Here is a 23,629-nt window from a genome sequence, read left to right on the forward strand (position 1 = left end):
TAATCTCGTCATTCAATCACCTCTGGCCACTTGCCGTGCAATACATAGTTATGTCGTTTTCCCCCGAGAGGCTGCTAGCATCGGACGGACATCGAATCCCGAACAGGCCACATCAAGGTTGCCCATGCTCGAGACCACAGCACTGCCAAGGAAAGCGACGCTGTCCCCGCCACTGGATACGCGGTACCAAGTCGAAACGCCGGAAGGCATCGACCTGCCACTGCGCCCGGCCGGGTTGATGGTTCGTGCGCTGGCGTTCTCCATTGATCTGGCGCTGCGCGGTTTGATCGTCGGCCTGCTATTTATTGTCCTGGCATTCCTCGGAAAACTCGGTGCAGGGCTCGGCTCGATTCTGTTGTTCGTGGTGAGCTGGTGGTACATGGTGCTGTTCGAAGTGCTCAATCAGGGTCGTTCGCCAGGCAAGCACTGGATGGGCCTGCGGGTGGTACAAGACGATGGCACGCCGATCGGCTGGTCTGCTTCGCTGCTGCGCAACCTGCTGCGATTTGTCGACATGCTGCCGTTCGGGTATTTCCTCGGGGCCATCAGTTGCCTGCAACATCCCACCTTCAAGCGCCTCGGTGATCTGGCCGCCGGCACGCTGGTGATCTACCGCGAACAACCGCTCGCCCGACCACAACTGCCCACCGCTCAGCCCCGGCGCCTGGCCTTTGCGCTGACGCTGACAGAACAACGCGCCATCCTCGGGTTTGCCGAGCGTCAGGGTGAACTCTCTGAAGCACGGGTCAAAGAGCTGGCGTCCATACTCGCGCAACCATTGCAGGTGTCGGCGCCAGGGGCCGTGGACGAACTCAACGGCATCGCCCGCGGCTTGTTGGGTCCCACATGAAGCAAAGCCTTTTCGAAAGTCGCCACAAGGCCGAATGGGAGCAATTTACCCTTGTGCTTGAACAACTGGAGCAAGGCAAGGAAGCCGAACAAGTCGCCGGCTTCCCCAGTGATTATCGTCGTCTCTGCCAACACCTGGCGCTGGCCCGGGAACGTGGTTACAGCAGCTTTCTGATCGATTCGCTACAGCAACAAGTGCTGCGCGGGCATCAACAGCTTTATCGCCACCGCAGTCGACTGGGTGCCAACGTGCTGGGCTTCATCCTGGCTGACTTCCCTCGACTGGTACGCGAACAGTGGCGCTTCGTGCTCGCCGCCGGCCTGATGTTTTTTGGCAGCCTGATCGGCATCGCACTGCTGGTGTATCTGTTCCCCGACCTGGTCTACAACCTGATCCCGGCCGAGCAGGTCAGCGAAATGCAAGGCATGTACGACCCCGAGGCCGGTCACCTGGGACGCTCGGCGGAACGGGCGGCCAGTGAAGACTGGGTGATGTTCGGTTACTACATCATGCACAACATCGGCATCGCCTTTCAGACCTTCGCCAGCGGTTTGCTGTTTGGCCTGGGCAGCGCGTTTTTCCTGTTCTTCAACGGTTTGATGATTGGTGCGGTGGCCGGGCACTTGACGCACATCGGCTACGGGCAAACCTTCTGGTCATTCGTGGTTGGTCACGGCGCCTTCGAACTGAGTGCGATTGCCCTGGCCGGTGCCGCCGGCCTGCAACTGGGTTGGGCATTGATCGCGCCGGGACGCCTGCCCCGCTCCGAAGCCCTGCGATTGGCGGCACGCAAGAGCGTGCTGCTGATTTGCGGGGTCATGCTGTTTCTGCTGATTGCGGCGTTTATCGAAGCTTACTGGTCGTCCACGGTCGGGGTCGCGCCAATGACCAAGTACCTGGTCGGTGCTGCGCTCTGGTTGTTGGTGGCGACTTATCTGCTGTTTGCCGGACGGGCCCGCCATGCGCCTGAGTGACGCCACGGTTGTCATCCGCCCGCGCACGACCTGGGAAGCCATGGACCTGGGCGTCCTGCTGAGTCAGCGACACCGGCGCCTGCTGATGACCAGTTGGGCCATCGTGACCTTGCCGGTTTTCGCCCTGCTCAGCTGGGCGCTGTGGGATTCGCCCTCTCTCGCCGTGTTCATCTTCTGGTGGCTGAAACCGGCGTTCGACCGCCTGCCGCTGTACATCCTGTCCAAAGCCATGTTTGGTGAAACGCCCACGCTGAAGCAGGCGCTGCGCCAATTTCCGCGGCTGCTCAAACCGCAACTGCTGGAGAGTCTGACCTGGCGGCGCTTGAGCCTGAGCCGCAGTTTCCTGATGCCTGTGATGCAACTCGAAGGCCTGAGTGGTCAGCCACGACAACAGCGCTTGCAGGTGCTGTTGCAGCGCAACGCCGGTGCCGCGCGGTGGCTGACCATCATCGGCGTACACCTGGAAAGCGCGTTGTGGATCGGCCTGATGGTGCTGTTCTATATGTTCTTGCCGCAACAGGTCGAACTCGACTGGAGCTGGCAGACCTTGATCACCGCCGCTACACAAGACTGGCGATGGCTGGAACACCTGACCAATGCCTTTTACGCACTGGTGCTGATTGTCTGGGAACCGGTTTATATCGCCTGCGGTTTCAGCCTTTATCTGAATCGGCGCACGGTGCTGGAGGCCTGGGATATCGAACTGGTGTTCCGCCGCATGCGTCAACGCTTGACCAGCGCCGCCGTCGCCCTGTTGCTGGCGGTATTCCTGTTGATGCCGACAGCACAAACCGTATGGGCAGCCGAGCCAGTCATTTCACCCGACAGCCCACGCTTGCTGGACCAGCCACTGACCAGTCAGGCATCCCGGGACAGCATCAAGGCGATCCTCGATCAGCCTCCGTTCAAGAACAAGGAATCGGTCACGCGCTATCGGTTTGGCGAGGACAAACCAGCCGCCGATACAGCGGACGATGACCCATCAACCGAATGGCTGGAGGCGCTGCTCAAGCTGCTGGACAACCAACGCTTCGGCGCAGCAGCCACGCTGATTGAAGTTGTGTTGTGGGGGGTCGTGATCGGTGCCATTGGTTTATCGATCTGGCATTACCGTGACTGGTTGCAAGCCTTCGTCAGCCGTCGACCGGCCTTGAACCGCAAGGTCGCGCGGCCGTTACCGCAACAGGCTTTCGGCCTGGACCTCAACCGCGAAACCCTGCCCGCCGACATCGCCGCCAGCGCCGAACGCCTCTGGCAAACCCACCCTCGCGAGGCCCTCGGATTACTCTATCGCGGTCTGCTCAGCCACTTGTTGCACGACTTCAACATGGCGCTGAAACCCGCCGACACCGAAGGCCAGGTCCTGGAGCGCATCGAACACCTGCAACAACCTGCCTTGCTGGCCTTCAGTAAAAACCTGACCGGGCACTGGCAGAACATGGCCTACGGGCATTGCCTGCCTCCCGCGCATTTGCAACAGGAACTCTGTGACGGCTGGCGGGCCCTGTTCGGCCCGGGAGCGGTGCGTTGAACCGGCAACGCTGGCTGGCGCTCGGCGTGTTCATCGCCGTGCTATTGATCGCGCTGAGTGTTTATCTGTACGTCAAGGCGACGCCCTATCAGGCAGACATCGATCACGGCCCCTCGCCCGAAGCCCAGGCCAACCCTTATCTCGCTGCCGAGCATTTCCTGCGCAAACAGGGCCTGTCGGTGAGCCACGCCAACAGCCTCGACATTCTGCCCACCCTGGAGCCGCGTCAGCGCAGCCTGTTGTTACTCGGGGACCGGTACAACATGACCCCGCGTCAGATCGATCAAGTGCTGAACTGGACCCGGGCCGGCGGACGTCTTTTGTTTGTTGCCCAGTCGCTGTGGGATGAAAAGACCGGCCAAAGCAATGACCTGCTGCTCGACCGGGTGCAGTTGCACCAGTCGCTGAGCAAAGACCTCAAGGACCCGCCGCCCGCAATCGACGACGATCCTTATCCCAAGCTGACCAAGCTGTATCTGGAAGACGAAAACGCGCCGGCCTACGCCGGTTTCGATACCGCATTCCATCTCGAAGACCCGAAAAACCTCGCGCAAGCCTGGGCCAACAGCGGCAAGGCCACGCACATGATGCAGCTCAATCACGGGCTCGGTTCGATCACCGTGGTCACCGACGCCGACCTGTGGAAAAACCCGGCCATCGACCAGTACGACAACGCCTGGCTGCTGTGGTACTTGACTGCGGACACGAACGTGACCTTGCTGTTCAACACCGATCACGACAGTCTGCTGACCTTGCTCCTGCGCTATTTCCCTCAGGCTCTGGTCGCCCTTTTTGCCCTGATCGGTCTTGGCTTCTGGCACGTCGGCGTACGCCAGGGTCCGCTGCTGGAGCCGGCCCCAAGAGCCCGCCGCCAACTTCAGGAACACCTGCGCGCCAGCGCCGATTTCATGTTGCGCCGCAACGGTCAGCAGCACCTGATGCAAGCCTTGCAGCACGACATCTTGCGTCGTGTGCGACGCCGTCATCCCGGTTTCGAGCAACTCGGCGTTGCCGAACAATGGCTGGTGCTCGCACGCCTGACCGGCCAACCCACACGCGCTATCAGCCAGGCCATGAGCCCGCGACCGAAGCAGCGGCTATCCAGCGCTGAATTCAGCCGTCAGGTCGCCCACCTGCAAACCTTGAGGAACGCCTTATGAGTGAACAGATCGAGCCCGGCACACTGAGCCACACGGCGCAGCAACGTCAACGCGCCAGCCAACTGGCCCAAGCGGTACGGACCGAATTACAAAAAGCAGTGATCGGCCAGAACACCGTGATCGACGACGTTCTCACCGCGTTGATCGCCGGCGGCCACGTGCTGCTCGAAGGCGTGCCTGGGCTGGGCAAGACACTGCTTGTTCGCGCCCTCGCCCGCTGCTTCGGCGGCGAGTTCGCACGTATCCAGTTCACCCCGGACCTGATGCCCAGCGACGTCACCGGGCATGCGGTGTACGACATGCAGACCGAGCAATTCAAACTGCGCAAAGGTCCTTTATTCACCAACCTTTTACTGGCTGACGAGATCAACCGCGCCCCGGCGAAAACCCAGGCCGCGCTGCTCGAAGCCATGCAAGAACGGCAAGTCACCCTCGAAGGCCGCGCCCTGCCCATCGTGCAACCGTTCATGGTGCTCGCCACACAAAACCCCATCGAACAGGAAGGCACTTACCCGCTGCCGGAAGCAGAGCTTGATCGCTTCATGCTCAAGGTGCGCATGGACTACCCCGACGCCGATCAGGAGCTGAACATGGTCCGCCAGGTCAGTCGCTCGACCCGGGCCGACATGCTCGATGTGCAACCCCTGCGCACGGTGTTGCAAGCCAAGGACGTGCTGGCCTTGCAGCGCATTGCCAGCGATTTGCCGCTGGACGATCAGGTGCTCGACTATGCCGTGCGCCTGGCCCGCACCACCCGCAACTGGCCGGGCCTGATCCTCGGTGCCGGGCCTCGGGCCTCCATTGCCCTGGTGCGTTGCGCTCGGGCGCGAGCGTTGTTGCGTGGCGGCGAGTTTGTGATTCCGGATGACATCAAAGGCTGCGCCCTCGCGGTGTTGCGTCACCGTGTGCGGATTGCGCCGGAGCTGGACATCGAAGGGCTGGACGTCGATCAAGTGCTCAAGCAACTGCTCGACCAAGTGCCGGCGCCACGCCTGTGAAACCCTCGCGCCTGTTACTGATCTGGCTTGCATTGCTGCTAGCCATCGGCATCGTGCTGGGCGCGTTGCGGGCATTGGAATTCGCGGTTCCATCGAGCCTGTTGTCGATCAATTGGGGATTGCTACTAGCGCTGCTGGCCCTGGCAATACTCGACGTCGTCCGCCTCAAACGACTGCCCTCGCCCCGCCTCCAGCGAAAAATGCCCGGCAGTCTTGCACTCGGTCGATGGGGTGAAGTGCGACTGGAGCTCAAACATGACTTCGCTCAGCCACTGACCGTACAAATTTTCGACCATGTGCCGGAAGGCCTGAGCTTCGAATACCTTCCCCTGTCGGTCGACCTGCAACCCGGCCAGCACAGCCACATCGGTTATCGATTGCGCCCTCTCAAACGCGGGCACTTCAGTTTCGAGTTCTGTGAAATCAACCTGCCGAGCCCATTGGGGCTGTGGTCCGACAAACGCTTGCTCAACGTGGTCGACAACACCCGCGTCTACCCGGACTTCGCCCGCCTGTACGGCGGCCAACTGCTGGCGGTCGACAACTGGCTCAGCCAACTCGGCGTGCGCCAACGCCAACGACGCGGCCTGGGCCTGGAGTTTCATCAACTGCGCGAATTCCGCGAAGGCGACAGCCTGCGCCAGATCGACTGGAAAGCCACCGCCCGCCAACGCACACCCATCGCCCGCGAATACCAGGACGAGCGCGATCAACAAATCATCTTCATGCTCGATTGCGGCCGGCGCATGCGCAGCCAGGACGATGAGCTGTCGCACTTCGACCACGCGCTGAATGCCTGTCTGCTGCTCAGCTACATCGCCCTGCGCCAAGGCGATGCGGTAGGCCTGAGTACGTTCGCCTGTGACCGGCCGCATTACCTCGCCCCGGTCAAAGGCACTGAACAACTCAAGGTCCTGCTCAACACCGTCTACGACCTCAACAGCACCCAACGCCCCGCTGATTACCAGGCCGCCGCCAACCAGTTACTGGCCCGCCAAAAACGCCGGGCGCTGGTGGTGCTGGTGACTAACTTGCGGGATGAAGACGATGAAGAACTGCTGACCGCCGTCAAACGCCTGAGCAAGCAGCATCGGGTGCTAGTGGCGAGTCTGCGTGAGGACGTGCTCGACACGCTGCGGCATACGCCGGTGCAAACATTGCCGGAGGCGCTGGCCTATTGCGGGACGGTGGAATATTTGAATGAACGGGCGGAGCTCCATGAGCGGTTGAGTGCTCATGGAGTGCCCGTTGTAGATGCTCGGCCCTCAGAATTGGGGGCCGAACTGGTGACGCAATATCTGAGCTGGAAAAGAAGCGCCGCGTTTTGATTTTTCAATCAGTCCACTACCGTGACATCTACGGCGCCAATGTCCGAGGAACCATCAGAATTCTCAACCTTGACGGCCAGGGACACGACATCCGATGTGTCCATCGGCCTCCAATAGCTCAGGTATTTTCCGTTGTGGTCGGTAGTGGCATCTATGAATGGCGCGCCATTATTGGAAACCAGAATGCCCCTGCCTGACATTGGCTGACGGGTTTCCTTGTCCACTATCTGCGCAGTCATCGTGACAAACGTGTTCACCGGAACCGGATTCACCGACGCGACAACGGACTCGACAGCCGCATGACTCGCTTCAAGAACGGTTAATACCAACGATTTCGTATCCCATCCAGCCAGGCCCCCTTTCACCGATGCCCATAACACAGCCTCACCCGACACCCCCGGGGTGAAGCGAACCGTGGCCTTTCCATCCGCATCGGTCAGTGTTGGCGCCAAGGACGTGTTGTCGTATTCCCACATCACCTCGACATTCACCAAGGGCTCATCCGTGTTGGCTGAAATCACCAAAACCCGGGCGGTCTTTTCTTGCCCCGGATAACCGGGCGGATCATCGCTGACCAACTCTTTTATCTGACGAGGCTCACTCAGGTAAAACGGCAACGAAACCGAATCCGAATTCAGCGCATCCCCGACCGACGCCGTCAGTTCAAACGCACCCGGTGTGGCTGGCATGAAACGAATCTTCGCCACCCCGTAAAAATTGGTGATCGATGTGGTTACGCCAAGATCAGGGCTGCGCCAGGTCACGGTCAGGCCCGACATCGGTTTGCCGGTTATTCTCGAGACAACGGTGATTTGTTCCGACACCTCCGCGCCCCACAGCAGCGTCTGGTTGACACGCTGACGCTCGGCGATTTTCACCACTTGAGAGCCCTCACCCAACGACATCGCATTGGCCGGCGACAGGCTTGCCAGTCGCTCCGACGACAGGCGCAACGCAAAACTGCCATCCTTCAAATCGCCAACGTTGAATAGGTACTGCAATCCCGCGTCGTAGAATGGCCGGGGCACGCCAAGCCCTTCCGACAAAAACCTGATCCCCAGTTCGGCAGGTCCGGTGCCGGTCATTCCCAGCGTCAAGGGATGACCAAACAATGGACTGTTACTGGCGGCCTCCAGATCGACAGAATGCTCCCCCTTGCGACGCGGGAACCAGGTTTTTTCGCCCCAAGGCTGGAAGGGTTGCTTGTCAAAACTGACCCTCAGCCCTTCCCACGGATCGCTCGCCAGCGCAGTGACCGTCATGGCGCGTTGCTCTTGATAACCGTCGTAAGGGCTCACTACCAACGCCTCTACCCGATGCTCCAAATTACCGGCTGCGGGCGCATAAGCAAAACCAGACCAGCCATCGTCATCGGTTTTCGCCTCACTTGAGCTCTCTGATGTCGTCCATGTCACCGGCACCTGATCCACGGCATTCCCGGTGAAATGAGAGAACACCCGAACCCACTGCCAGGCAGGGTCTTGTCCGACGACCGGGTCCACAGGCGATTCACGAAACGTCTCAATCCTGACTTTGTTATGCGCCAGTGCCATCGGGTTGGCTGTGGCAACGAAATCCAGCTGCGGCAGTGCCAACGCCAGGGCAAATTGGCCAGGCTTCTCGCTGGCGGTAAAGTCCAACGTCCAGAGTGCGCCCGCGTCGCTGATGGGTTGAGGGAGGTTCAAAGCGGGTTTTACAGTTGCACCCAACTGGTCGGCAGGTGTCCCCGACCACGTCAGCGATGACATCAACCCCACCAACGGGCTCAACGCATTGGGCTGCACGTTCAAGCGATGAAGCGCACCCAGACAGGGATAGAGCGTCTGACCGTCAAGCGTTGCCGGGACCTGATCCAGTACCAGGCTCACTTCTTCTGTCAGATCCACGGACGCCAACCGCCCAGACAGCTCTCGAACGGTTGAAACCCCATCAAGGCGTAGTTCCAGTTCAAACAGACTGCTTAGACTGGTATTCGCCTCCGAGACGAGCGTCCATTCCACACCGTTTGCCAGCAGGGGTTTGGGTGTTCCAAGGTCACCAGGCACCAATCCGATATCAGGCGCTGCACCTCGCCAGTGCAAACTGATGTTTTTGCCAACCCATGAGCTGCCGGAGACAGGCGCGACCTTCAGAGTATGTGTCTGACCACGTCGGCAGAGTACGCCAAGCGCGACCCGATCAACCTCGACGTTATCGAGCAGGATCTTGACCTCGCTCTTCCATGGACTGGTCGCCAGCGGCTTCACATTGAAAGGCTGTTCTATTGGCACCGCCTCTGTGTGAGCCCTGACTTTGGCAGTGATGTCGTGAGGCTCAGCGCGTTTAGGCGTATACAGCAAACTGGCCCAGCCGCCTCTACCCGTAACAGTGGAAACGGTTGCTTCAGGGGTCTCCCAGTCAACCAGCGCATTGATGACAGGACCACCGTCGCCGCTAGCCACGACATGCAACACCTGCACCCTCAGCAGCACACGTTCCTGTTCATCCACCACCGGAAACTTGTTGGCTTCACGCACGTCACCGATCTTCACCAGGTTACGCGCCAGTGACATGCGTTTTTTCGGCGATGGCAGCAACAACTTCGAGCAGACCAGCGACAGCTCAAAACGGCCGTCAAGACGGTCCTCACTCGTCAGTGTCCAGAGAACGTCCGAGCCTTCGACCGGCACCGGCGTTTCAAGCGCCGGATTGACGGTAACCCCCAATTGTTCAACAGAATCGCCGCTCCAGTGCAGACACACATCCGTTCCCGACAATACCGCGGGCAGTTTCACGTAAACCTGATAGGTTGAACCCCGATTGGGATAGCCGATCCTTTCCTCCCAAGGCGTCCCCTGCTCCTCGACAACCGCCAGGACCTCCTTCCACGGATCCGTCGCTAACACCCGCACCGTCAGCATTTGAGTCACGACGCCAGTGGCGTAATACGGGCTGTCGACCGAGGCCTGGATGTCGTATTCACCCGCATCCGTCGGCTCAAAAGGGAAGTATGCCCAGCCATCGGTATTGGTGACGGCAGCACTTTTGACGCCCGTTGCGGTGACCGTCCAGTTCACCGTCCGTCCGCTGAGAAACTGACCGGTGTAATACGACGCCACTCGAACCCCCAGACAAACGCTTTGCCCCGGAATCGGGTAGTAAGCCGCTTCCTGCACATCACGAAACACCAAGCGGTGATGCCCCAGCGACACCGTGATCGGGTAAGGTTCGGCGGTGTACTGGTTAAGCAGGTTTATCGAAAAGAGGTAGGGTTCTTCATCTCCGATCCACGGGCAATCGAGCCGCCATTGATCCTCAAGCGGATGGTCAACACCCCAGCCAGGCGTTGTGACAATCGCCTCTTGCGGGTTGTCGTTGCTGGTCAACGCGGCCTTGGTGCCCAGCCAGGTATTGTCTGGTGCGAGGTCGAACTTCAGCTGGTGAGTAAAGCTCGCGGCAGCCCCAAGGCATAAGTGCAAAGTCCCCGACGGTAGCACCGGTTCATCGTCAAGGATCAGCCGTTGCATCTGCGCCGGCTCCAGATGCAACAGAAGCTTGATCCGGGTAATACACACCTGCGACGTGTAGTCCCCGAGCTCGTTGGGCGGGCTGAACACGCTGACGGTGATGGTGTCTTGGCCGAGGAACGGCAGATCCAGGTCGACTTCGTATTCGATCGGCTTGAATACCAGCGGCTGGCCGCTCTTCAAACGCGCCTGATCCTCCTCCAGATCCCGGGGTTTACCCGGCAACAACAGGATTTCCAACGTCTCTTGCTGCCCGTCGATACTGACTACCAATCTGCCCGCTTCGGTATGCCGCATCTCGCACAGGAAACTGAGGACATAGCGAGCTTGAGCACCCGGATCTTTTGGAATCGTCAATGACTGACTGACCGAAGACTTATTACCGGCCTTCAGAAAGCTAATCAGTATGCCTTCATAAGTTTCGCTCGACGTACCCAGCCAGTCCTGATTGACCGGGCCTTTTTTCCAATGACTGAATCCCTTCTCGAATTCGCCATCGAGCACCAGATTCTCATTGGCCAGAATAATTGGTTTACCCATGACGGCTTGCTCCTTCGACGTTAAAGCTCTGGGCTGGCATCTCGGCTCGGGTCACCAGGTCTTCCACGGCTCGAATGAACGTCGGCTCCCCGGCTTTGGCCGTGTAGCGAATGCGCACAATGACGTCCGTCAAAGAGAGCAGCATGGCGAGCTGTGACTCTTTTTTCGGCCAAGGAAAGTTCAACTTCCAGCGAGATACCCCCCCGGTATTTTCGAAGGGGTTGAGCAAGCCTTCATCAGGTTTCATCGCGGTCATGCCGTTGTCGGCCAGCCCTGCCGACAACGCTATTTGCTGACCGCTGCGCAGGTTGATTTGCACGTCGGCGGGGGCCACGGCACCGTCAGGTTTGTGCAAATACCTCACCGACGGGGTCGATGCCTTGGTCGCGATCATGCTGCCGACCTGGAGCAAAGTGGCCCGCACATCCTGGAAAGGCCCGGTCAGCACCGGCAGATCGACCTCGACCGAGCTGATTTGCCGGCAGTAATGCCCCGGATGGTCACGATCAAAAAGCAACTGCGTGAGCCTGAACTCCAGCGTTCCTTTATCCCTCAATTGTTTCAATGCATCCGTCCAGGTGGCAAAACCCGGCTGCGGATCGATCGTGTCCTCGAACAATTGCCGAAGCGAAACGGTTTTGACCAATTCCAGCCGTCGCTCATACCGTTGCAGATACTCACGTTCCATGCGCAGCAAATGCCCGCGCAGGTGCTCGCCTGCCGTCAGACCGTGGCGGTTGTCCAGCCAGACTTGGGGCAACGGAGTCTGAGCGTCGTAATCGCCGGTTTCGGCGCTCAGCGAGGCCTGGGCGCTGAGGCACAAGCTGACGACCGCATCGTACGCCTGGTAGTGCAACGCCTTGAACTGGCCGAGCAACCAGCCGAACAGTTCGGCATTGGTCGCACGCTTCTTGAGGAAGTTGTAAACCGTCAACGACTGACTGTTGGCCCTGAGGGTTTGCTCCAGGCTGGTTTGAGCAGCCTGCACGGCGCAGGTCTGTGCAGTGACTTGCTCATCGATTGCACGGACTTCCGCCAACGCCTGATCACGTTGCAGTTCCCATTCACCGCGGCGACGGCGGTAGCCTTCAGTGGCGGCCTGTTTGTCTGCGTCCATTTGCACCACCGACGAGGCGACGCCCAATCCGAAGACAACCGCATCGACAGTTTTCTCGAGACGATGCCCACCATTCGAAAAACCGAAAATGTTGGGCATTGAAGCAAGCACCGCGCCGGCGGGTTTGATGCTTGAGGCCGTCAACGACAATTGTTTTGACAGATACAGATTTTCCATGACCTCGTACTCAACCGCCGACACATTCTCGTCATAGCGTTGTGCATAGGCATCAGCCCGTTCCTGCGCGACTGCCCGGCTTTGCGCCAGGGCGGTCACGTTCGCTTGCAGTTGGGCGATGGTTTGCTCCTGTACGGTCTTGGCATAAGTTCCAAGCTCCACCAGATGGTTTTGCTGCATTTCTTCCTGTTCGGCGCGATCCCGTTGCTCAAGCAAGCGCAGTACTTGATTGCCGTACTCCTGCAGGACCTGCACTGCACGCAACGCAACCTCGAACGTCACGCGCCAACGGAAGGCACCGACCACCAGCCGCCCGCCCATCGGTCTTGGCCCGCCAACACCTCCAGACGCGAGATCACGCAACAATTGATTGGGATCCGTGGGCGGGCTGAAGAGCGGTATATCCAGCGGTTTGCCATCGAGTGTCAGATTGTTGCGCAGGTTATGCAGGCGCTGGCCCGGCAAGTCGTACAGCGCGAGCAACTGTTCATTGATCGGGCAGGTGAAGGGTTCGTTTGCCAGTAGCCCGAGCTCGGGAGGCGCCTCGGCGGCGGGAAAGTCCGTCAGACTGTACGCGAGGTTTTGTTCAAACTGCTCAAGCGCTGGTCGCGAAGCGCTCCGGTTTAACAGACTGTCCACCGTCTCTGTTTGCCAACGGTTCGCCGTTCGCACCAACGGTGGTTGGCCCATCAGGAACTCAGCCTGGACATAGCACAGCTTTGCCGCGACCAGACTGTCACGGGTGAGTTGACGGTAATACCAGTCCCCCCAGGCCACCAGATTCTTGACGTAGTCCGTGAACACCAGAACCTTGAAGTGATAAGGCGCGGAATAGCCAATGGCGTCCGGGTCGGTCGGGGCTCGGGTTTCACAGCCCACATTGCCTTCGACGTTCAGTGGACGACAGCGCCAATACAGGGGTTTTGGATTCGGACGTGATGGTTGTTCAGGATCCGCCGGCGCCTGCGGATCAAACAGGTAATGCAGCCATTTCTGCGCCTCCAGGTAACGATCCTCCGCCCGTAGACGCGTCGCGACCAGATGAGGCAAATGGAAAAACAGCTCCCAGAAAAACAATCCGTTGGCGCCGTTGAACGCACCGTTCGGCTCGTTGATCGGGCCTGATGCCGGGGGCGGTTCCGGCAGAAATTGTGTGTCCCAATCGAGTACGGCATCGACGGAGATGTTCGAACGCTGTACCAGTTCCGGGCCGAACAGTGAGTTCAGACGGACGAACTTGAGCCCCAGGTCTGACTTTGTCAGATCGAGAAATTGTGCCGCATCGAGGGTGTTTTTCAGCAGCACAGGCGGGATGAAGTCGGTAACGTTGACGATCGTCAATTCAAATGTTTTACGTCCCCCCGTAGCGGAACCAAAGGTAAAGGTCGGATTGCTCCATGTCCCTTTTGCTCGTCTGAAAACCTGCCATTCGGTTCCCCAGCCACCGGCATTCGGCTTGGTTATCTTGATCGGCTCCGGGTCCGGGGAAGTTTTGCCCGTAAACGTCAATTCAAATTCAGCGTTGCCGGCAACGAGTGTGGGCCGCAAGAAGCCCCGAACAACAAGCACATCGTCAACACCGTCGCGATACGCGACAGCCTGCAGGTCCAGGTAGGGCAACAGGGGGCCCGCAGTCTCCTGACTGACAACGATTGTCGGCTGATCCATCAGCGGATGCTGCACCGTCTCGGCAGTGATAAAGCGATGCTTCGCCGCGTAATCCAGCCAACCGCCATCATCGTCGGTCAACGGACGGAACAGCACATCACGCACTGCATAGACATTGAGGGAATTGGCGTCAGACTTGCCGTTAGTCAACAAGACCCCCAGCTTGCCTTTGGGGTTGTGATCATCGGCCCACACGGTCGCAATCAGCCGTGCTCCCTCAGAAAGGTCCTTGGGTGGCTCGGAACTGTGCAGGCTCAACGGTGCCGACCATTGGCCATTCTGCGTCATGAAGGCCACGCTGATGTCCAGCCTGTGCGGCAAAAACTCGCCAGGCTGTTGCCCCTCCACCCTTTCGCGCCACTCAGCCCACACCAGGCACAGCCGCCCGTTCCAGAACACCGGTCGCATGTCCAGCACCCTCGCACCGGTGGGAATATCCACCGGCTGCCACTCACTCCACGCCGCCGGATTGATGGCAACATCGGCTGTCGAGAGCTCCACCTCGGCCTTGCGCCAGAAGTACTGGAAGGACGGCACGCGCTGGCGACCGACAAAGTAATAATCGGCGCGCGTGGGTGATCCACCGTCCATGTAGCTGCTGATCACGTCCAGATTGCAGGTCTGCTCGAACGTTTGCAGATAGTCCCGCAGGGCGGCTTGAACGGAGTCGCTGTTCAAACGGGTCTGGTTCAGGTTGTTTTCAAGCGTTTTGAACAGGCTGGTTTTGCGCTGCCGCACAAAGGGGTTGATGAAGTTTTCCGGGTAAAGCGCAATCAGCTGTAGCGCTGCCCAATCCGGGTAATTGCTGTAAAGCTCCCAGGTGGCCAGATCCTGCTTGTCGAATTCGATCGACCCATAGCCCGGTTCGAGCTTGCGGTATGCGGCATGAATGAACTGCTGGGCGCAGCTCGTCGCTTCGGCGACCCAGGAGCTCTGAACCGGGTAGCTGTCCAGCGGATCCATGCGCAGCAGTTCGAACAAATCCGCCGGCGTTCTCAGGAAGCCCAACGTCGGCTTGTCTCCTTTGCCAACTTGCCCGATGCAGTACTCGACCAACGCGTTACGGCGTTTTTCGAGCAACCCAGCCATATTGTTCAGTGCCATGATCCTTCCTCCAGAAGGTGTAAATCGGGGACACACAACCAGCGAGCGACGCCGTTCACAGGCCAGCCTCTTGGCCATCAAAAGTGATGGTTTCAAAATGCTCGACCGACTCACCGGCCTCGCTCATGACACTGATCTTGAACTTTCCACCGGTGGAACTGGAGACGAACACGCGCGTCAGGCCCTCCTGGTTCGTGTAGCCCTGCGCCGGGCGAATGACCAGCAAAGGTGGCGCAATACCGGACGCCTCTGACTCGGAAGACCATCTCACGAGGCTGTTTTTCCCAAGGTTTCGGTAGTCATCCATCAGCGTGGCGTAAAGTTCGATTTCCTCGCCGAACGCCACAGGCCCCAACGGCACCCGCGCCATGAGCGGTGGCGGAAATTGCAAGCTGGCGTTGTCGGCGATGACGTTGATGGGGGGGGCGTACTTCGGTTCAAACAGATCCAGCCAGTACAGCGGGGTGTCCGTCCCCATGACATTGCCGGGTATGAACTGCGCCTCGACCGTGCCATCAGGCTGCGTTGCTGCGCTGGCAATGCTGCCCAGGGTGGCGCTCCAGTAAACGTTGACACCGCTCAGCGGTTGTCCGTCGATGCCCCTGAGAGTCACGATGAAGGTGATGGTTGCCCCCGGTTTGTTGGCAATCACCTCGTTCTTGTTGTCCTTGACAGTACAGGTCATGGTGACGAGCTGTTTCAGATCCTCGGAGAAGGCAAGCTCAGGCGCAGGGGTTTCGGACAGGCTCAGCAAAGCATGCTCTGCAGCATCCTTGTACTTCGTCTTGTCGACGGTCTCCGGCAATGTGCCGATCAGGAAGATCGTCAAGGCATCCATGCCGGTGTGCCTGGCCAGCACCCGAACGCGCATCAGCAGATCCAGCTGGGTCAGGTTTTTCAGGACTTTGAGTTGCGGATCAATGCGGCCGACGCACTCGCGCACCTCCTGCACGCTCCAGTCGAAAAACTCGGCCAGCCGGATCGATGCCGCTTGTTGGGCCAGAAGCAGTGCGTGTCCGGTCAGCGCGGAAGGCAGTGCGTTGACCTCGCGCAAATAAGCGAGCAGTTTCTGTGCGGGTTGCTCGCTCAGCTCGAACGCCCGGGTGAGTGACGTCAAGTAATAAAGCGTACTGACCGTGAACGCGTGTTTGTCGTCCTGGTTCAACCAAGCCCTATGGCCATAGTCCAGATAATCCTGCAACAGCTCGGCCCCGAGCTCCAGTTTCGTCACCACCGCACTGCGGCGGCGTACGTCGGCCAACAGCGTGAGCAATGGATCAGATTGTTCGTTACGCCCCCTCACAGACTCGTCAAGATCCAGCCCCGTACGCTCGAGCACCTGGCGCAACAGCCAGTACACCGTGGCATTGGCCCAGGCCAGAACCAACAATGCCTGCTCGGCGTTGACGCCCGCATACACCGCCAGGCACTCCTTGACCACCGACACCTGAGTCTCTCTGGCCTGCAGGAGCACGGTGAGCATTTTTTCGACGATGACAGCGCGCACGCTTGCATTGCTTTCACCCAGGCCATCCTTCACCGCTTGATCAAGCGCTACGCGTGCAAAGACCAGATACTCGGCCTCCGTTCCCGTTGGAGCCTGGATCAATCCGTCGGGATCGACCAGCGCCGTCAGCAGGCCCAGCCAACTGGCACCCGCCAGCGCTGGCACACCGGCCGCCAACAACGCTGCGTTGGTGAACAGTGCACCGGGCAACAGATTGCGCACCTGTTCAAACAACTGGCGTTCATTGTCAGAGACGGCGGCCAGAGCCTGTGGCGCCGAGACCTGCTGCAGCATCCAGAGCACCGGAATGTTGCGATCTGCACACCATCCCGCGCAGGAATGCATCGCATAGATGAGGTTCAACGCATCCGGCGTACTGACGATGGCCGTATTTAATGGGAACCGACTGATCAGGGGAGCCCCCGCCAGGCCATCGAGCCAAGACTCCCCACCCAACAATGTGAGCATCAGGACGCCTTCGACCGGCGTAATGCCCAACAGGCGCGGCAGCTTCACCAGGCGGTAAAAACTGGACAGGGTCGCCGCGTTACGCGTCAGATTGTTGCCCGCGACACTCTGTGCTTCGGCAATCGCCAGGGCCAGATAACTGTAGGTCTGCAGATCGATCGCCAACGCGCTGCATATCTGGATGACCGTCAAATCGGGCACGCCCTGTGCCGGCAGCACCGGGAACGTGTCGTTATCGAGCACCAAGGCTTGACGATAATCGCCCTGCCCATTGAAGACTTGATCGAATTGCGAGAGCGCTTCACCACGACCGTAAATCGACAACTCGTCGATAAACACGGCAAAGTCTTGCGCCGTACACCCATAGCGCTCGCGCAATGACTGAAACAGGCCCAATGCGTGCACGACTCTTTCCGTGATCTGCCATGCAGCGGCCTGCGCACCACCGCGCGCTTCAGCCCTGATGGCGGCCACCAATAGTGCATCCACCTGCTCGCTGGGCAGCTCCAGCCACTGATCCAGGCGCAGTTTGCGGTTCATCCGGTCGTATCGGTCAAAACCAGTGGTATTGTCGGGATCTGCTGTCAACCGATGCAGAAACGAAGGCTCTCCTACGCCGTCCGCAATACTGACGCCAGGGTGGGTATTGGCATTGAGGTAAACCGAACCGGAGCGCCCGCTTTCCGGCTCCACAGGCGCCGATCCCTGGAACGTCACATTGGCAGAGCGCACAGGGGCGAAGCTGCGAACCGACAGCAGCGCCTCGAGCCCCGGAGTGTCGAGTTTGGTTCGCCCGCCGAAGAATGGAACTTGATTGAGGTTCTGCCAAGTCACCCCATCGGCACCGAAATTCCGTGCATAGAATCCCTCCATATCTGTAAATGCCGGAGGATCTTCCGTCAGCAACGTTCGTTGATAAGGTCCCAGCCGCGACGCGTGGGCCAGGGCCCGAGCCGCATCGTTGTCCCAGGCCTGATCCTGCAAAAAATAGGGAAAGGAGTTGTCCACCATGTGCGCAAAATTGCCCACCGACAGGCCATGGTGACGGGCGACCGCATCCAGGGTGACCCAGTGCTGGTAGTACGGGAGCCCGTTGGGATATCGCGCATCGATCATCGCCTGCTCAAGATCCGCGTCATCCCTGCTTCCGCTTTCTTCCCCGTATTGATTGATGAACGTTTCAAGCACTGGAACGATGATGTCGACCGAGGACACTGATCGATGTACCGCGTTGAAGTCGACGGCCAGCGGCTTCAGGTCTTTGCGGCGGTCATGCAGCAGCAGCTTGCCATCGGTGTTTTGCAGGGACTCGATGCGGCGCTGGATCCACCGCAACAGCTCGATCAGATACGCCACTGGCGAGGCGAGAGACTCCAGAGCATCCGGGGGGCACAGGCTGTCGAACCTGGGGCTGAACAGACGCTCAAAACTGGGTCCGTCAACCATCGACAACAAACCGCTGCGCGGCCCGGCACCCTCTGCTTTATCACCGTGCAGGCTGTGCTCGATAAACTGGCGCCGCACGTAGATGGCCATGCTGTTGGCCCGGCGCAAAAACCGGCGCGCGTCATCGGGGCTAATGCCGTAGTCCATCACCAGCCCTTGAACGCCCTTTTCCACCAGCGAAAAGATCGACCCGCCTTCCCTCAGGTAAGTCCCGAGGCCGGCGTACTGTGTGAGTTGTTGTTCACTGAATACTTGATTCAGCAGCTGCAAGGCAGGGCGAGAGTCAGTCATGGTCAGGTTCCTTGGGTCGATAACGTCCCTGAACGGCCTGGAAAACCGCTCAGGCCGTGCGTTCGATTGAAGAGATTTGGCGCCTTGGCGCGGTCACAATCCACTGTCATAACTGACAGTTTTGATGACCGCTCGTCGGTAATCGGATGTCAGGGCTCCGCTACCGGGGGCACGCTTTCGAAGCGTTTGCTCTCGACCCAGTCGGAAACCGTCGCGCCATCGGCAACATCAGTGATGCTTTGCCTGAACCGGCACCATTGGCCACCCAGGGGCAGCGATTGCTGCGCCTCCCCCTGCCAGGCCCCACCCGTGACGGGAAGATCGGGCGCCCATACTTGATCCGGACTGAACCAGCTCACCACTTGCCCAACGCCAGGCCTGCCCCGGCCTTTGAACCCGACCGGATGACTGACCCACTGCCCCTGCGCTGGCGCATCGACGGGAGGCTGATACGTACCCAACACCACCGCACGCGCAGTAGAATCGCCCGAATCGAACCCGTCGCACGACGCTACAGCCACCAGTGCGTAGAGGCCGCCGGGCTGATCGAACGCCACCGTCACCGACCAGGTGCGATCCTCCAGCACCGGACTGAGTCCCAGCACAGAATGTGTGGCATCGGCCAGCTTCACAGTCACACTGTCCCCCGGCACACCGAAGCCTGACACCACCACCCGCCGACCGATGTGCTCGTCCGTGGCCGGGGTTTCGATAAACGGGGCCGCCGGCACGACGTTGTAGTTAAGAGGCTGGCTGTCCTTGGATGTCCATCTATCAAACGTTTGCCTGGCCCAGATGGTTTTGGCGCCGACCGGCAACTTCGTTACCTCGGCTTGCCAGAAGCCGTCATTACCCACCGCAATATCCGTCAGCAAAGGCACGGCAGCATCCTTCAACCAAACCTCTACCCGCCCGCCCGGCATGGCCCATCCCGAAAGAGTCGAGGTTCGCGGCAGATCGCCGTTTTCCATCGGCACCGAAATGACCGGCGGCGCCAGCACCACCTCAAACACACGGGGTTCACTGCGCTCGGACGCCCCTTGATTGAGCTTCTGCTGCGCGTCAATGGTGTAGCGACGAAATTCCAGCCCGGTGAGATCCATTGACCATTCACCGTCCTCGGTCAATACCTTGGGCTCGCCCAGAGCTCTGTCGAATTGAGCGTCGCGCAGCTGCATCGTCGCCCCGTTGTAGCCCTTGTCGCCCTTTACGGTGAAGTCGCGCCACACGTCTGCCTTATCATCAGGGCCGGTAATCTGCGGTGTTGGCAATTTGACTGCAAATTGTCGGGACGCCGGGGGGGACGGCTCCAGATCAGCAAAAGTCTGTGTCGCAGTGACCGTATATTCTTCTGTCGGGGTGAACGGAGTCGGGCGTTTAAAAACCCAGGTGCCGTTGATGACATCAGGCTTATGCACATCAGCGCTGTCGTTGAACTTCAGAGTGACCACCGCCCCGGCCCAGCACGTGCCCGCCACTTCCGCATGTAACTCGTCAACGGTGACACGGGTGATCTCAGGTGCCAGCAGCCCGATGGCGACATTCAGTTCAACAGGCGTAGAGGTCAATCCATCTTTTTTATGGACCACAAAGACTTTTCGCGACTTTGTCGGCCCCCAAGTGGCCGACGCTGCGATTGACCAGCCTGGACGGGTGAGCAGAACAGGGCGAGTGACATCGTTATTGCCCGCATCCAGAACGTGAATCGTCGCCCCGACAATGCCCTTGCCGGTAAAGGTTGGCGTGTAGTCCGTGACGCTGTAGGCCACCTCGCTCGGTGGCGCAAGATTTTCGATGGTGACCTTGATCTCGACGAAAGCAGAAGTCGCCGTTTCGATTTTCTGCACCACCTTGATGGATCGCGAGTTCACCGGCGCCCAAGGTGCCCTGGCACGGGTCAACCAGGTTCCGGCGTTGACGGAAGCATCCGGTACATCCACGGAGCCGCCTGCAGTGTCCGTGATGATAACTGTTGCCCCATTCTCGCCATTGCCAGTGAAAATCGGCGTGCGGTCGTCCACGGTGTACTTAACGTTGGTGGGCGGCGGTACGGCCCTGACCACATCGAATGTGTTCGGCTGCGAAGGTATCCAGCCATTGGCATTGTCGGGCACTTTCTGAACCGCACTCAGCTTGTATGTACCAAAGGTCCAGTTCGCCGCCGTGGTTTCCCACTGGCCGTTTCTCACCTGTACGGCGGGCGGTGCCGTTCCCCCGGGGCCGCTGACAACGGTGATCTCGACCGTGGCGCCAGTATGGCCAACACCTGAAAACTTCACGCTTGCTACAGGTGTGGTCAGAAATTCCGTTTTGATGGCCGCCAATTGGGGCGGGCGGATTTTGAAGCCGCGCGCCTGACTGCGTCCGGAACGCTCACCGCTGCCATGGATCCGCTCCGCCACAAGGGAAAGAGACCCCGGGGGCAAGCCACTGAGTGCCACGCTCCAGTTTCCATTGTCCTGGAGACTATGGCGGCCCCAAGACGTGTCTGTAAGATCGGTAAAGACCTCGATCTGGACACCCGTATTACCCAACCCATTGTTACCCAATCCACTGTTACCGATCAGCGTAAACGCCGGTTCCTGCTCCGTCCCCGCGCCAGGGCCAGTGATCGAAGGTACACCCGAGACAACCACTGGAACCGCGGTCGACCACCTACTCAAACCACCATCCTTGGTCTGCCATGCATGCAGGGAGTTGGCGCCTTGCGGCAAAGGCCGTGTGAGCGTCGTCGACCAGCTACTGTCTGATCGTACCTCTACGGCGCCATACGGTATTGCATCATCAAACTTGTGGATAACGACCGTTGCGCCTGGCTCACCCCTTCCTGAAACAACCGGCTTGCTCACCCAGATCACTTCATCTTTAACTGGAGTAGTAATGCTCGGTGGTGGGCGCAAGTGGAAGGTGAAGCTATCGGAGTACAACGCAGTGTAGTTAGTTATCCAATGTTTAACGATTGCCGTGTAAGTATCGGACACTAATGACTCATTAAGTCCGAGTAACCAATTAGAGTTTCTTTGCAAGGTCCCTACACCGCTGAGCGGTTGCAGATTGTCTGCCCGAAGAATTTGTACATGACCGCCAATCGTTGCGGTTCCTGAAACCGTCCCAAAAGGCCCCCACAGCGCCTGTTCTGGCGTGGGTGAGCTGACTGTCACCGGGTCACTGACGTAAAATTTTGCCGAAGCGTACCAGTCAGACCATCGGTTACTGCTCGTATTGAAATACTGGTAATGAACTTCGTATTCACCGCTGTCTAAATTATCTATTGCCCGATGAGTAAAAGGTAAAGATATATTAGTTAACAGATCTTCTTTTACAAACCTGCCGTAGCGGTAAAAATGTAGCTTGACCTCTGCGTCTTTCAGGTCTTGACCTGAAGGCCCTCTGATCAAGACCTCCTGGCGCGATACCATTGCGTTCACCTCAGGGCTCCCCAACGGTCGGTACTGAGGAGCAAAGGTCTGATCTGGTTGATCTGGTTGATCTGGTTGATCCAACACGATGGCGCTCCGATGCGAGGCATTCAGCCACTTTATTGAAGCCATTTAAAACCTGAAGGCAGTGCGCAAAACACCTGTCAGATATGACAGGTCAGACGAACGGTCACCCTACGAAACCTTTTCGTCAGTCAGCATCCTGCTGCTCGACCTGGCTGAAAGCCTGGACGACAAGCCGCGACATCTGGCGATGGCGATTTATCAGTTAAGTGAGTTGGGGTTGTTGCTGGTGGAGAGGTGGCTGGAGAACGAGATGGCGACTGCTATGGCTTAGCTGTTAGTTATTGGTGTCTGCAGAACGCCGCCCGGAGCGAGCTTGCTCCGGGCGGCGTTCCGACGATGGCGGTGGTGAAGACACCACAGGGCTTCAGGCCGAAGCAGGCAACGGCTGAAAACTGAAGTATTGCTTCAAGGCCTCCACCAATTGCCCATATTCCGGCGGCGCCCGTTGCAGGCTGAACCCTGCGTCATAGTGGTGAGGAGTCGTGTCTTCATGGCACCACAGGCAACACGCCTGAAGATCAATGACCTGAATGCAGCCATCGCTGGCGGGGATTTTCAGGCGCAAATCGAATTCAGCGCCGATCATCATCGGCAACTGACTGATCAGCATCAGCCCTTCATCGGACACGTTGCCCAGAAAGCCGATGGGTTTGTCAGTGACGCTGTTGAACACTCTTAGAAAATACGGCAGTTGATGCCGCTCGATCCGGCGGTCAGTAAACATGAGCAAATGGCCCAGCAAGGCTCTTAAGCAGAGCCGCACTAATGCTTCGGAACGGGCCTGCTTCTTTTAATACAGAGGCATGGGCTCGCTCTCCCTGATCCCGGTGCGACAGTCCATAAAGCCGCTGCCGCTTACTCCTGCCGATCACAGGTGTTGCGTCGATTAGAGGCAAGGCTCTAAACCGATCTATTCGACTATAGCTCACCCCCGCCGGTGGGCCAGCCTTTGAACAACCAGGACAATCAGAACTGCGTCGGGCGCACGACCGCAGTTGCACTGCGCAGCGGATAGTGGCCCAGCGACTGCAAGGTTTCCAGGCGGGCGCGAGCGCGGTAGGCGTATTCACTTTGCGGGTACGAGGCGATGATGAACTGATAGGTTTGCGCCGCATCGACAAACATTTTCTGACGTTCCAGGCACAACCCGCGCATCATCGATGCTTCCGGCCACACGTAAGGCCGAGCTCGGCTGGCGCGTTCGACTTTGGACAGTTCGAGCATCACCTGCTCGCAATTGCCACGGTCATAGGCGCTGTAGGCGTTATTCAAATGATGGTTCATCGACCAACGGGTGCAGCCCGTGATACTGAGGGCACTGATGGCAAGGGCGGCAATGAGCACGAATCGCATGGGGGTTCTCCTGTCTTGAGCTCTGTATCGACCCGTGGCGCGAAATCTTCAGGAATGTTCGTTTAAAGAAACAAACGAAAAAGTAGTGCACATGAACAATGACTA

At 58.9% G+C, this 23,629-nt stretch carries 12 protein-coding genes and 1 pseudogene; 7 read left to right on the forward strand and 6 right to left on the reverse strand.

What is annotated here, in order from left to right; translation table 11 throughout:
• The first annotated feature begins 124 nt into the window (after positions 1-124).
• The 6 genes from ABH912_RS13990 to ABH912_RS14015 are packed head-to-tail and all read left to right on the forward strand — an operon-like array spanning position 125 to position 6,841.
• Positions 125-850 carry an RDD family protein gene (locus ABH912_RS13990; protein ID WP_429510921.1) on the forward strand — a complete coding sequence of 242 codons (726 nt, stop codon included), beginning with the start codon at positions 125-127 and terminating at the stop codon, positions 848-850.
• Complete coding sequence (locus tag ABH912_RS13995; RefSeq protein ID WP_033057573.1) at positions 847-1,824, forward strand: stage II sporulation protein M; 978 nt, start codon at positions 847-849, stop codon at positions 1,822-1,824. The genes ABH912_RS13990 and ABH912_RS13995 overlap by 4 nt, the downstream gene beginning before the upstream one ends.
• Complete coding sequence (locus ABH912_RS14000; RefSeq protein WP_429510922.1) at positions 1,811-3,355, forward strand: DUF4129 domain-containing protein; 1,545 nt, start codon at positions 1,811-1,813, stop codon at positions 3,353-3,355. Before ABH912_RS13995 ends, ABH912_RS14000 begins: the two co-directional genes overlap by 14 nt.
• On the forward strand, positions 3,352-4,515 hold the full coding sequence (locus ABH912_RS14005) for a DUF4350 domain-containing protein (RefSeq protein ID WP_429510923.1): 1,164 nt from the start codon (positions 3,352-3,354) through the stop codon (positions 4,513-4,515). Before ABH912_RS14000 ends, ABH912_RS14005 begins: the two co-directional genes overlap by 4 nt.
• Positions 4,512-5,513: an AAA family ATPase gene (locus ABH912_RS14010; RefSeq protein ID WP_033057568.1), complete on the forward strand. Its 1,002-nt coding sequence runs from the start codon at positions 4,512-4,514 to the stop codon at positions 5,511-5,513. Before ABH912_RS14005 ends, ABH912_RS14010 begins: the two co-directional genes overlap by 4 nt.
• Positions 5,510-6,841, forward strand: coding sequence for a DUF58 domain-containing protein (locus ABH912_RS14015; RefSeq protein WP_429510924.1), 1,332 nt, complete (start codon positions 5,510-5,512; stop codon positions 6,839-6,841). Before ABH912_RS14010 ends, ABH912_RS14015 begins: the two co-directional genes overlap by 4 nt.
• Positions 6,842-6,849: 8 nt before the next feature.
• On the opposite strand, the gene ABH912_RS14020 is transcribed toward ABH912_RS14015, so the two are convergent.
• The 4 genes from ABH912_RS14020 to ABH912_RS14035 form a co-directional block, all read right to left on the reverse strand.
• Positions 6,850-10,887, reverse strand: coding sequence for a hypothetical protein (locus tag ABH912_RS14020; protein ID WP_429510925.1), 4,038 nt, complete (start codon positions 10,885-10,887; stop codon positions 6,850-6,852).
• Entirely contained in the window at positions 10,880-14,953 is a 4,074-nt protein-coding gene (locus ABH912_RS14025; RefSeq protein ID WP_429510926.1) for a neuraminidase-like domain-containing protein, read from the reverse strand. Before ABH912_RS14025 ends, ABH912_RS14020 begins: the two co-directional genes overlap by 8 nt.
• 55 nt (positions 14,954-15,008) lie before the next feature.
• Positions 15,009-18,464 (reverse strand): Tc toxin subunit A, encoded by a 3,456-nt coding sequence (locus ABH912_RS14030; RefSeq protein ID WP_429510927.1) that lies wholly within the window; start codon positions 18,462-18,464, stop codon positions 15,009-15,011.
• Between the two features lie 350 nt (positions 18,465-18,814).
• Positions 18,815-22,084: a hypothetical protein gene (locus tag ABH912_RS14035; protein ID WP_429510928.1), complete on the reverse strand. Its 3,270-nt coding sequence runs from the start codon at positions 22,082-22,084 to the stop codon at positions 18,815-18,817.
• Positions 22,085-22,280: 196 nt separating this feature from the next.
• Between ABH912_RS14035 and ABH912_RS14040 the strand changes: the two are divergent.
• Positions 22,281-22,442 (forward strand): annotated as a pseudogene (locus tag ABH912_RS14040) (DUF6124 family protein); the annotation flags it as partial.
• Positions 22,443-22,535: 93 nt separating this feature from the next.
• Here ABH912_RS14040 and ABH912_RS14045 read toward each other — a convergent pair.
• Together ABH912_RS14045 and ABH912_RS14050 are read right to left on the reverse strand one after the other, a co-directional pair.
• Complete coding sequence (locus ABH912_RS14045) at positions 22,536-22,895, reverse strand: PilZ domain-containing protein (protein ID WP_033057560.1); 360 nt, start codon at positions 22,893-22,895, stop codon at positions 22,536-22,538.
• Between the two features lie 242 nt (positions 22,896-23,137).
• The gene (locus tag ABH912_RS14050; protein ID WP_429510929.1) at positions 23,138-23,524 is read right to left on the reverse strand and encodes a tetratricopeptide repeat protein; all 387 of its coding nucleotides are present in this window, start codon (positions 23,522-23,524) and stop codon (positions 23,138-23,140) included.
• Between the last annotated feature and the right edge of the window lie 105 nt (positions 23,525-23,629).

It is taken from the genome of Pseudomonas sp. BT76 TE3572, assembly GCF_050435365.1.
GTDB classification, from domain to species: domain Bacteria; phylum Pseudomonadota; class Gammaproteobacteria; order Pseudomonadales; family Pseudomonadaceae; genus Aquipseudomonas; species Aquipseudomonas fluorescens_W.